Raw genomic sequence first — 12401 nt, 5'->3', positions numbered from 1 at the left:
CTCCACGTAATAAAATGTAATGTCATTTCTGCCAACTTACGACCAGACTTGATGACCACACAGCAAGGCCCCATCCCGGGTCAATCATCAAGGTTTAAATGAACGTAAAACAAGGAAATCACAGTATGAAACTAACACTACATTCTATAACCCAGCCGCTGCTAAGGCACCTCAAAAGTGCACTGCTAGTCACTTGTACTGCCCCACTCTTAACAGCCTGTATGAGTAATGGCACCGCAGAACAAAACGAACCGTCGGGCTCTGACAGCTACATCATCCATAATGGAAAGATAGTCACTATGGCGTATGAATCAGCAACACAAGAGCCATACCCTGATGCGATATGGATACAAGATGGCATTATTAAGGCCTTCGGCGACCTCTACACACTCGAACAACAGGCAGGACAAGGCGTACGTAAACTGGATTTAGCGGGCAAGACACTAATGCCTGGGTTTATTGAGCCACATACTCATCTGGCATTTGTGATTGGTCTTTCCGTCATGACCGACTTATCGCCATGTCTACCAGACCCCTACAAAACTACCTACTACTTGGATGAAAGTGGCGATTGCCCTACCTCATTGCAAGAAACCTATAATACACTCAACGATAGCAATAAGCGTATTAGTAAAACAGACAACAGCAAGTACCCTGTCTGGGTGTGGGGAAATGGCATTGACCCATCGCGGCTGGGCAACAGTGATAAAAATATTGCAGACATTCGTCGATTTATCAATAACCCAGCGATTGAACTAGATAAAAATGTAAACAATGCGAATGCGAAACAACCCGTTAATTCATTTGAGCCAGAACAGCAATCCCCCATTATGCTGTTAGACCAGTCCGGGCATGTGGCCTATGTGAATCTGAGAGCGTTTGTAAAATCCGGTTTATGTAGCTCGGTTACAAAGTGCAGTAAAAAGCAGAACACCATATCTACTGGTGACTACTGCCCAACAGACACCAGTCGCTTTTGTTACAACGAAAATCAAACCGGCGGTTTTGAAGTCTATAACACGCCAGACAATAGCCAGCTCAATGGCACCTTTACTGGTCGAGTGTTAGAGTCTCCTAATTTTGTCCCATTCCTGCAAGCTATCTCTCTAAGTATAGGTGCTGAACCTGGCAGCCCGTTCGTCTACCTCTCTGAACAGCAAGGCATGGATATAGCGCCATATTTTATACACAGAATCGCTCAAACCGGTGTCACCACCTTGGTCAATGCCGGTGCCTTTCAGTCATCAGAAGCGAAGTTTTTCCAACAGCTGGCTTGCGATAACAAAGACAGTCCAAATATGCGTTATCGTACGCTTATCGCCACAGACATTGCGGACTCAACGGGTGAAGATCGAAGCCCATTCGAAGTCGCAAATTCACTGCACACCGACACCTGGGATAGCGAGACCGATGGCCTGTACGGTGCCTACGGCGTTAAAATTTGGGCTGATGGCTCGACTCAGGGTTGCAGCGCATACCTTAAAGACGATTATGCCAAAAACGGGATTTGTGATGGTGAATCAGGGAGCAGCGGTCAAAATTACCCTGGAGATAAGTTTGAAAAAGAACTGGGTAATTATTGGAACAACAAAGAAACAGATAGGAAGTGGCTTATTCAGGTCCATGCCAATGGCGATGCAGCCATAGAGCAAGCATTAAACGCATTCACAGAATTACAATGTCAAAGCGATAATGACAGTAACACTTTTCCAATCACGTTGCATCATGCCACCGTTGGTGGAAACCCGGCTGCAAACGAGTCAGCCGTTGACTTGATTGTACAAGCGCGTAACGAAGGCTTAAGCTGTAAAGACAGTGAAAACTGTAAAGACTGTGATATTACCAAACACAGATTTAACATTACCGTCAGCCATACGCCTGCCCACGTTGCTTACTGGGGCGGCGCATTTCAGTCAATACTGGATGGCAAAGGTCACGAGGGAGAATCGGACTCGACAGGTCGTGCAACTATGCTTGACCCAGCGAAATTTGAGCACAGTTATGATGTTCCATTTTCATTACACAGTGACATGCCCGTCTCACCCGTTAACCCACTGTGGTATGTGGAGCAAATGGTCAATCGCGATACCTGGTTTTATCCTCACCTCGCAACGGATCGGAAAGAGCCGATGCCTTACAACCCAGTTGCCGGACAGCAAAATATCGATGTCTATCAGGCTTTACGAGGTGTAACCATAGTGCCTGCGCAGCAAAACCTGCTCGATGAAAAAATAGGCACGTTAGAGGTTAATAAAGTGGCTGATTTAGTGATCTTAGACCGTAATCCACTCGCAGAAAAGGTCGATCAGATCCATACCATCAAACCCTGCTATACCTTTGTGAATGGTCATAGTAACCAAGTATATGAAAGCCTGGAGCAAACAGTAAATGAAAGCCAGGACCAAACAGTATGTAAAATAGATAACCTTTAAACTCGGCCTATAAATTGCTCTGTGTCTCTATTTAATAAGGTTACTAAGCGGTTTTCGAACGCACTCATCAATCAGTTCGGAGCCGCTTTTTATAAGCGCAGATAAATGTCATCTCACCAATGCGCATTTGTAATCAGCATAGCTACCCACAAAAAAAGCCCAAATTGCGTGATAATATCTCTGTGCTGTGCCCGTGCCAGGCTTTTGGCTGGCACAAAATCATCCACATGATACAATCGCCTGCCAGATATTTTGGTAGCTACGCTGCCTGTGTTAAGCGTTCCTGGTAGCCTCGCTGCCGTATATTGAGAGTGAAAAAATATGAGTGAGTCGTTTGCCGCGATTGGATTGGTCAATCCGAAATCGCCGACTAACGTAGGTGGCGTATTAAGAGCAGCGGGTTGCTATCAAGCGCAGGCCGTCTATTTTAATGGTAACCGCTATGCCAAGGCTGCTAAATATCATACCGACACAAAAAACATCGCCGATAATATCCCCATTCAACAGGTTGATGATCTCACCAGCTTAAAAGTACCCGGCCGATCGCTGGTGTGTATTGAGCTGGTGGAAGGTGCGACACCATTACCACAATTTACTCATCCCGATAATGCAATTTACGTTTTTGGTCCCGAAGATGGCAGTCTGCCGCAGAACATTGTCGATGCCGCCGACGCCGTTGTATATGTGCCTACCACAGGGTGTATGAACCTGGCCGCCACCGTAAATGTGTTGCTGTACGACCGTATGGCGAAGCGCTCAAGCGGGTTTGACGCGAACCAGATACTGACCAGCCGGGATACCAATAATCGTTTGGTGGTTGGGTAAGCTTACAGGCGACACAGCACTTGCAAACATAACCAGTACGACATTACTGTAGGCACTGCAGTAGTAAATAGAGAAAGGCGATTTACCTTAAACGGTCGCTATGTAAGTGCGTTCAACAAGCGCATTTACAATCCTCGCCAGCCCGCTGAATATAACGTAAAATAGCGCATTACATTTCTGTATTTATCCATACATAGGCTATACGCTTAATAAATACACATTCCTTACTCAGGCATGCTTTTTTGCCGACTGAGTAATTTCTGCTTGAAGGCAACTATGAAAAAAACATTTGAACTGACTCACCCAAAAATCAAACTTGCAAGACGCGTTGACGCCGTAAAACACGAGCTTAAAAAGTACCTGAAACGCGAGCGCAACAAAACTTTGCCAACTGGCGCTGATTATTGGGACTTTGACTGTAAATTCGGTAACACAGAAGCGCAAGCCGAGCCTGTGCACGTATCACAGCTAAACAAGTTGATAGATAAGACTCAGGAAGAGAACCTCACCTCATTCTATGTTGAGATCCTGGCAAAACCAGCCGTCAGACAAGCGCATAACTCGTCTGACGATGAGTCAGAGGATTACTAAGCCATATCTGTGGATTACTTGTCCTGATTTAGCTAATGCCTTGCAGAACCAGGTTCAGCAAGGCATTTTAGAATTAAGCCCCTACACAATCACCAACAGCGATTCTGACTATGCTAGATACCCAGCCTGTCACCTGCATTCACAGTGCATCGCATATAAAAGCCGGTTCCAACCTAAAAGTACTGAGAAGCACGTAAATTCCTTAGTACCATTCAAAGAGTTGTTTTTGCTCAGTACCAATCAAAACGCGTTTACAGTGCTTTGAGCGATACGCCTTGTTATAAAAAATAACGTTACGGATCTCCTGAGCTATACAATCTGTCTCATAGCCTGCTTTGTTATAATTACTAAATACCATCACGGCTTGATTGCGTTCCAGCAACCTTGAAAAACTCGTCACCCAGGAATAAGGGTAATTACCTGAGTAGCTTACAAACTTCTCATATTTTTTCTTATTCATAATGTTAGATGAACTAGGTTTGTCTGGGCAGTGAATTTTCTTTCTGTCATGTTTAGGAACGTAATTGACGAACCAGCCATAGCCAAAATATTCGCACTGAAATGCGCGATCATTTTTTTTGCCCCGAGGCTTTTTGCCACACTGAACCTTATTGTGAGCTTTTTGGGTCTGACATTCCTTATCATCCTGAGCGCCATTGTCAGCCTTTTGGTAAGGCGTAAACGCGCTTTCTTTCTGATCATGATCAAGAATCGAATCGCCATACAAGCCCTTATCCCAAAAATGCATATCCTTAACAGTGGAATACATATTGCCCGCAGAATACAGCACCATTGGGTTGCTATAAGGGCTTTCTAGGATATCTGCGCAATCAGGCAAACCCGTGATAGCTTGGCAATCAGGCACGCCCGTGTCCGGTAAACGACCCGTAGTGTCAGACAAGAGCGGATTATATTTATCAACATAGCCAGTCGTCATGTTTTCATAGACACCAATCGCATAAAATGTGCCGCTGTCGACCATTGCCAGTTTGTCTAGTATATTCCGCTTCAAGATGTTGCCAAAGTAAAACTCGGAAGAAATGTCGCCTTGCTTTTCGGCTTCGAGCTGCTCAATAATATTACCGATGAGATAATAATTGCAGTTGCTATACTCAAATTTCGAGCCGGGTGTAAAGCTGGGGATTACCTCTTGTTTTTGACAGGTACAAAAACGATTACTGAACGCCTCAGGCCCATTCAAATTTAAACCTGGTTCATATAGATATGGCCGCCACCCCCAGTTCAAATATACTTCGGGGTTATTACTATAGTTATTTATGCCTGAGGACATAGTCAGTAAATTGTGAAGCGTTATATCCTTGCATTCATTGTTAGGAAACCAAGGTAAATAATCACCGATGGTCTTTGTTTCAATCTCTTCCTGAGAAAGCATTTGTTGCAGCAGAGCCGCTGCAAACTCTTTGGTATTTGAGCCAATACGGTATTTGGAGTCTGACGTATTTAAGCCAACTTGATACTCTGCACCTGAGGTGTTTGGATCAATATTATGCAGCTCTGCTATCCTCTTAAAATGCGTATAGCTTGAGAGATTTCTTGGCCCACAATTCGCCTCGTACACAACATCATCACCTGAGGTGACATATACAGTGCCAAAAAACGACTTCTTACAGTAATCTGCCAGTATTAGCTTAAACAAAGCCACTTTTTTCGGCCCAATTGTGTAGTCCTGGGCAACGCTTTCTTTAAAACATGCACTCAACAACACACAGGAGCAACACAACAGTATGACTCTTAATTGCAGGTAACGGAGTTGGTTCATTTTATTTCCTTAAAAATGTCTAGAAAATTTGCCAACCTCTAACTACTAACAAAGCTCATTCTGTAACTTAAAATTGCATACATGCCGCTGGGCATGCAGCCTCTTCAACAAACTATTTATGACGACCCGTGTCAACGAGTTACGGCGCGTTTAAAGCTCCACCTACAAAGCTGCGCTACAAGCAAGGATCCTTATGCATTCTCCTGAGCAGCCCTATTTCACCAGCTAAAACTGGAAAGCATTCATAGTCATCACTCAGCAAGCCAATCTTTAAGCACCCTCGCAACATTCCGTTCAGCTTATTAATAGTTACAGGAAGGGGCCATTACATCAGGATTACATTTAATGAGGTCGTGTGAACTTGCGCAGATGTGAACTTGCGCAGACATCCACTCGAAAGCACAACGTAGAAACTTGAGAAGAACTTGCGCAGACACCCATTTAAAAAACGATATCCTCCAACCAAGTTACCCCTATGAAAATGCACAATAATGCTAGGCACTATGTTGGGTGTCTTGCATTTTTGCATTTTGACCGCATTTTGTTGCCACGCCACTCTTCTCATGAACTTGCGCAGACACCCATTTAAAAAACGATATCCTCCAACCAAGTTACCCCTATGAAAATGCACAATAATGCTAAGCACTATGTTGGGTGTCTTGCATTTTTGCATTTTGACCGCATTTTGTTGCCACGCCACTCTTCTCATACAGCATGCTAAAAAATTGACGCATCATATGACGTTGACATCTGAATTTGAAAGTCATTATTACAATTATTTTCAATCACTTAAAAAATAACATAGACGCAACTGAAAGCTTGGTTTGAAAAATGCTTAAAGAAAAGTAAAGTCCATTGTAAGAATGTCACCAAGATGAATAAAAACGCAGATACAGTTTATGTGTTAAGCGGCTACGCAAAATGTTCAAACGCTCAGCACGGAAAGTACAAACCTGGCAATAAGCACTCCATCGGCCTACTAACAACCGACGAAAACTACCAAGACAACATCAATCAACTTAAAACTTTTATTACAGATTTAGGATGGGAATCCATTACGTTTTGTATGGTTGAAGAGGTCGACGATATTAGTACTTTGTCAAATGACGTTTTGATATCCAGTTTTCTGCGTGCTCAGAAAAATGGTCAATCACTGGTGGTGAATGATCAGCCAATTACAGTGCATTAAGATAATAACACAGGCTCAAGATCTCCTGTACTTAGCAGCCACCCTTGTAGTGTCTTCAGGGGATCTTAGAGTTCACAGATAAAAATTAATTGGATTGGATAAACAGGCCTATACAGTTGCATAACACCGCCTATGCTGTTCGATTACAGATAGAGCAGAAAACAGGTTCTAGCGCGCGAAATTAATTACTAATATATTCCTCACAGCGCTCGGCTGGCAAAAATCGTGACGACATGCTGAGCCCCGCATTCAAAGTTATACACGAACCTGGCAAATTGTGAGCGCTAACCGGGATAAAACGGCGCGTACCAAACTAACGAACTAACACTGTTGCTACTGTAAATCGCTCTGCAAAAATCAGCTGCATTGCTGACTTTCCCATGCAATTTGTGCACTCTAGCTTAACCGGGTTCTTGCCTTAGTTTTCCCTCTCTTCCATCAAAGCAAAAACACAAAGCGCCATGTTTATGAAACTCAAAGATTAAACAATGCTCAGCTCCCAAGGCGTTTGTTGTGTAATAATATGTAATAGGAAGCCGCTCATTAGTTGCTACTTTTTATATTGCCATTTAAACGAAATAAGGAAGAATGCGATGAGCGATGAAATGCTAGTTGATGTTTATTTTTTGATGGATGCAACAGGTAGTATGCAAAATGCAATTAATAGCGTCAAAAATGAGATTAAAGATTATGTCCAGGGTTATTGTAAATGTAACCCCGGGGTTAAACTTGCATATGGACTTGGTACCTATCGAGACATTTCGGACTCCAGACCATATAATTTTATCCAAACGATCAACAGTAACGTTGATACCTTAGTCAATAATTTAAGCTTAATAAGAGCGACGGGAGGAGGAGATCAGTTGGAAGGACAAGTAATCCCTCTGTCCTTATTAAATTATAAAGCTGCGAAATGGCGTCCAGGTGCTCTAAGGCTGGTTGCCTGGTATGGCGATCATGGAGCACATTCAAGCCGCATATATAATGGCAAGACATATGATAAGCAAACGGCTTTAGATAATCTTCTTGAAACCAATACGATTGTTATCGGATTAAGTGTAGGAAACAATAAGCTTAATCAACAGGGTATTGCTCAATATATTACTTCCGAAACGAGTGGTCGGTATGTTGAGGATGTTAAGTACGACAAACTGTGCTGTACGCTCTTTGATGAGATCTCCGAACGGTTACACCTGAAGAAAGTGCCATCACCTTCCAGAACGCACAGTCTGGCCATGGAAAGTTGAGTTGGTATTGATAGAGGCTATGTGATTTTTTCTCATAGCCCTTCTTGCAAGTTTTTGCGGTCCAGATGTTTAGCAGACACCCATTTCAACATTGTCTACCCGCTTGATATCTTTGTATCTGATAGATGGGTGTCGGCCAAACAATACTCAAACAGCACTCGTATCGTCACCCAAAAGTAGCGGCTGCTATTGATTGTTATCCAACTCGTATTGCTTAAGTATGGCCAGCATATTCTCTGGGATTGGCGACTTTTGCCCTGTTTTCATGTTAAACATCACCACATTTGCATACCCTGTTGTGCATACTGCTTGCTGCGACTCACTAAATGCTTCGTAGCGCATTGTGAAGCGATCTTCTTGGATATCAGTAATATATGAGCCAATATACAAAGTATCTGGAAAAGTTACAGGACGCTTATATTGCGCATAAGTATCACGCAGCACCGGGCTGTGAGTCGGTTCTGATAATATAGAAAGCAGCCCGGTTTGTTTTAAAAAGTCGATTCTTGCGGTCTCAAAGTAGCGAAAATACGATACGTTGTTCACATGCCCCAGCGCATCCATTTCGCCCCAAACCACGTTAATTTTGGTATGAACTTCATACTTATCAAAAAATTCCTGCATACTCTTGCCTTTAATTCTGATTCTTTTTTTGAGGGTATCAACTCATCGTACCAGCAACAAGCACTATGCGATATTTCTATTATTCAGCTCGGTATCTACAGCAGAGCCAGACCTTCTAAAGTGCGCTTTTTCGATCCGAACATCATTCTAGAGTTGAACCAAGAAAATCCAAACTCGGAACAGTTAACGCTGGGTGTCTTTCAAAACTGTCCCAAATTTGGCATAGGCGCGCCCGAAAGCTTCAATATTTGAAGTGGGTGTCTTCTAAAATTTACCTTCAAAAGTTTACCCAAGTATCGGCAATAACCCGAAAACCAGCACGGTACAGGCGATTAGCGACAGTAGTGACCCAGAACTCACCATAATCTTAACCGTGATTTCGGTTGTGAGGTTTGCTGAAAATCCAGCCCCCGCAATTGGCAGTGCTTTACTCGCACCTGTTACAGACGCAATTGTTATCCCCAGCCAAATCAGTATAAATCCAAATGCAGAGCCGAAGGCTGCAAATAATTCCAAGAAGAAAGACAGCTCAACCAGCGACCAGATAACACCAAACAACGCCACAGCCATTCCACATTGGACAGCAGTAAGATGACCAGAAAGCGCCATTCGGGAGTTTTTTACTGCAGGGATCAGTGCACCTTGTATTAAACCAACAAGGAAGAAAGCAATACCAATAAATATGAGTTGTGCACCTGTTTGTGTTATTTCCATCATAATGCTCCCTATTTAGACACAACACCAGCCTCAGCGCCGTCGCTTTCATTCCAGTCATTTTCAGTGTAAAGCAGGAAGCCATTATTGGCCTTTTTCTTAAGCTGTTGATAAGTATTCATTGTTAATCTCCATTGAAAAAACACATGGTAAACAATGAAATACAGCAATTCATTCACCTAGATTCATTTTTTAATTTACTTAAGGTCTGAGGAGCAATACCAAGGTAGGAGGCGATGTGATATGACTTAACTTGCTTAAATATCGCAGGGTATTCGTCAAGCAAACGCGCATACCTTTGGGCAGCGGTCTCTGACATCAAAGAAAGAACACGTTTATATGTGGCCGAGTAATAAGTGTTATGAATCCATTTTCCAGCCAAAAGCGCCCACTTTTTTTCTTGTGATATAAACTTATCAAGCTCCTGCAAAGACGTTACGTAAAACACCGAGTCTTCCAGAATTTCAAAATTAAGCATTGAGCCAGTTTTTTCATAAAAGCTGACGCTGTCGTCCATAAAGTGGTTTAAGCCATGCTTACTTTTTCCGCGAAAATAGAGTTGCCAGGTATGCTCCTTACCGTTCATATCACTGAAATATGATCTCGCTAGCCCACTTTTAATAATCCATATTTCACTAAATACATCACCGGCGCGATGTACCGTTACTCCTTTCTTGACATGTTTTATCTCAAACAGGTTGCACGCAGAGCTCCACTCTTCGTTGTCAACAGGAATATGCTGCTCGATCATTTTTCTAAAATATTTCATATGTTTACAGCTATCAGTCTTGAAAGTAACGCACGTTATGAGAATTCCAAAAATACCTATTTGAAATCAATGTGATGAATACGCACAGCGTTGGTATGTCTAATTCAATTTATCAGCAATCAACCGGATAACAAAGTCTAGAAAAAATTAAGACACCCATTCCAAGTTGCAGCCCCTCAACTGAGCGAGTACAGATATCGGTGGATGTCTTCCAAAACAGTACCCAAAATTCTTTTCCCTCTACAACTGCCAAAGGCCGCACAACAACAACGATATACTCGCACCAGCTGTTGCAGAAGAAAAACTTTATTTAATGTCAGGGATTAGTTGACCACTACACCCAAACTTATCCTTTAAAACAAGCTCACCTCACTTTTGTTGGTTGATAATCTTTCAACCAATGACTGCAAGTCAACCGACGCTTTATTCACCGCAACGGAGACCTCATCGCTTTGTGCCATTTTTTCCAACGTTTCAGAGATCACCAGCATTTGCGCGACGTCTTCAACAATACTTTGCGATATATCTTGTTGTTGCACTGCATTGTCATCCACCGAATGGGTCACCGTGATCAGGCTATCAAATGACGTCGAGGTTTGGCTCAGTACACTGCTCACTTGTGCAACTGATTGTGCGGTTTGCGTTGTTTTAGACAGACCGGACTGTATCGCACTCACCGCTTGTTTAGAGCTTTGCAAAGTGCCGTCGATTATGTCTTTTATTTCAAGTGTTGAATTTTGGGTGCGTGTAGCAAGGCTTCTGACCTCGTCGGCTACCACCGCGAACCCTCGCCCTTGCTCACCAGCCCTGGCGGCTTCTATTGCCGCATTAAGTGCCAGTAAGTTGGTCTGTTCTGCTATGTTTTGAATAACTTGTAGCACGTTAACAATTTCAGAAGATCGGCTTTCTAGCTGCTCAATATTACCTGCAATTGCTTGCATCTCACCAACCAGTTCACCCATGCCTTTGTCTGCTAAGTCTAGAGAAGCTGCGCACTGTGCTGTCGCTTCGCTGGTTGATTTAAACGAATCGAACGCCTGTTTTGAGTCCATTTTATTTTGTTCGGCGATAGTAGATAAACGTGCTGTGGCTTGGTTTAAACTATCGACGATTTTGCTTTGCGAAACTGAGCTGTTACCAATTTCGTCGGAGATTTCCGATAGCTGAGCAAATGCGGTACTCACTTCATGGTTAACTAAATTAATGAGCCCGACACTGTCAGATAACTTTTCCTGCATGTATCGCGCACTTTTAACCAATTCTCCTATTTCATCATTGGATTGATACGAAATATTTTTTGTGTAATCCCCTTCCGCAATCGCTTTTAATACTTCATTAAGGTCGCCAATTGGCCTGACAATCACTTTTTGAATATATAACAATACAAATATCACCCCAACAACCGCCGTCAGCATACTGATCAAACTCACTGTATAGCTGGTACGAGATGAAAACGCCTGTAAATTTGCAAAATTATCATCCACGCTTTCATCTATCTTTTGAACAAGATCCATCAGTGAATCACTGAGAGCTCTGTCTATACCTTTAACATGTTGATCAGCCGTTTCTATGTTTAAACCGGAAGACAGAAAAATATCATAGCCTGCTTTGTATTTTTGTGTGGCATCATCATAGTCTTCTAATATTTTGGCGATAAGTGCTTTAACCGTTTTCGAATGCTGTTCTGATTGTGCAATATTTTCGAGCACACCTTTTACTTCATTTTCTGAGTTTAAAAAACGCTGCCAATATTTATTTCGCTCAGCAACTGATTTAGAACGTATCAGCACATTTTTCCACTCCTGAACCTGAGTTTTAAACAGCGACAGCGCCAAGCGCCCTTGATTGGCCGCATGTATATTTTTATCTTTGAGCTCGACAAATTGAGATTCAAGCGTATGCAAAGTAAACAACATTGCAAGAACAACAATAGCAAACATAGCTAACATTGCGGACATTGGACCTAACAGCTTAACCTTTAAGGAGCTTTTCATAGACTACCCCACACTACACTGATCTTCAGTTACTAAGGATAGAACAATTTTCAAATTCTTTATTTCGCTGCCAAAAATAGCTTTGTCTTGGTAAGGCTGGGCATCTGAACTGCAATTGATGTTGAAACAAGGTGTGTTTGAATGGGTGCCTGTGATTTGCTAATTCTTTATCACATGCCACTGTCCAAAAAGGTGTTCCACGCATTGGGTGTTTGGCAAGCAAACATCTTTGGGGT

Annotated in this window: 10 protein-coding genes; 5 read left to right on the top strand and 5 right to left on the bottom strand. The window is 42.7% G+C overall.

Features of this window, described 5'->3' with window-relative positions; genetic code table 11:
- Positions 1–125: 125 nt before the first annotated feature.
- The 3 genes from TW77_RS13875 (at position 126) to TW77_RS13865 (ending at position 3848) form a co-directional block, all read left to right on the top strand.
- On the top strand, positions 126–2432 hold the full coding sequence (locus tag TW77_RS13875; protein WP_046005579.1) for an amidohydrolase family protein: 2307 nt from the start codon (positions 126–128) through the stop codon (positions 2430–2432).
- 321 nt (positions 2433–2753) lie between these two features.
- Positions 2754–3257: an RNA methyltransferase gene (locus tag TW77_RS13870; RefSeq protein ID WP_046005578.1), complete on the top strand. Its 504-nt coding sequence runs from the start codon at positions 2754–2756 to the stop codon at positions 3255–3257.
- 276 nt (positions 3258–3533) lie between these two features.
- Positions 3534–3848, top strand: coding sequence for a DUF6172 family protein (locus tag TW77_RS13865; RefSeq protein WP_046005577.1), 315 nt, complete (start codon positions 3534–3536; stop codon positions 3846–3848).
- A 202-nt stretch (positions 3849–4050) separates the two neighbouring features.
- Here TW77_RS13865 and TW77_RS13860 read toward each other — a convergent pair whose 3' ends face one another.
- Complete coding sequence (locus TW77_RS13860; protein WP_046005576.1) at positions 4051–5628, bottom strand: serine hydrolase domain-containing protein; 1578 nt, start codon at positions 5626–5628, stop codon at positions 4051–4053.
- Between the two features lie 874 nt (positions 5629–6502).
- On the opposite strand from TW77_RS13860, the gene TW77_RS13855 reads away from it, so the two are divergent.
- Together TW77_RS13855 and TW77_RS13850 are read left to right on the top strand one after the other, a co-directional pair.
- Positions 6503–6817, top strand: a complete 315-nt coding sequence (locus tag TW77_RS13855; RefSeq protein ID WP_046005575.1) for a hypothetical protein — start codon at positions 6503–6505, stop codon at positions 6815–6817.
- A gap of 593 nt (positions 6818–7410) precedes the next feature.
- Positions 7411–8064 carry a vWA domain-containing protein gene (locus tag TW77_RS13850; RefSeq protein ID WP_046005574.1) on the top strand — a complete coding sequence of 218 codons (654 nt, stop codon included), beginning with the start codon at positions 7411–7413 and terminating at the stop codon, positions 8062–8064.
- A gap of 186 nt (positions 8065–8250) precedes the next feature.
- On the opposite strand, the gene TW77_RS13845 is transcribed toward TW77_RS13850, so the two are convergent.
- From TW77_RS13845 to TW77_RS13830, 4 genes are all read right to left on the bottom strand, one after another.
- On the bottom strand, positions 8251–8688 hold the full coding sequence (locus TW77_RS13845) for an acyl-CoA thioesterase (protein WP_046005573.1): 438 nt from the start codon (positions 8686–8688) through the stop codon (positions 8251–8253).
- A 285-nt stretch (positions 8689–8973) separates the two neighbouring features.
- Positions 8974–9405: a hypothetical protein gene (locus TW77_RS13840; protein WP_046005572.1), complete on the bottom strand. Its 432-nt coding sequence runs from the start codon at positions 9403–9405 to the stop codon at positions 8974–8976.
- Positions 9406–9577: 172 nt separating this feature from the next.
- Positions 9578–10171: a Crp/Fnr family transcriptional regulator gene (locus TW77_RS13835; protein WP_046005571.1), complete on the bottom strand. Its 594-nt coding sequence runs from the start codon at positions 10169–10171 to the stop codon at positions 9578–9580.
- Positions 10172–10524: 353 nt separating this feature from the next.
- Positions 10525–12165: a methyl-accepting chemotaxis protein gene (locus tag TW77_RS13830; protein ID WP_082078928.1), complete on the bottom strand. Its 1641-nt coding sequence runs from the start codon at positions 12163–12165 to the stop codon at positions 10525–10527.
- Between the last annotated feature and the right edge of the window lie 236 nt (positions 12166–12401).

The sequence above is a fragment of the Pseudoalteromonas rubra genome, assembly GCF_000967655.1.
GTDB classification, from domain to species: domain Bacteria; phylum Pseudomonadota; class Gammaproteobacteria; order Enterobacterales; family Alteromonadaceae; genus Pseudoalteromonas; species Pseudoalteromonas rubra_A.
Note: the sequence above shows the minus strand (reverse complement) of the source record. Positions and strands in the feature narration are given on the sequence as shown.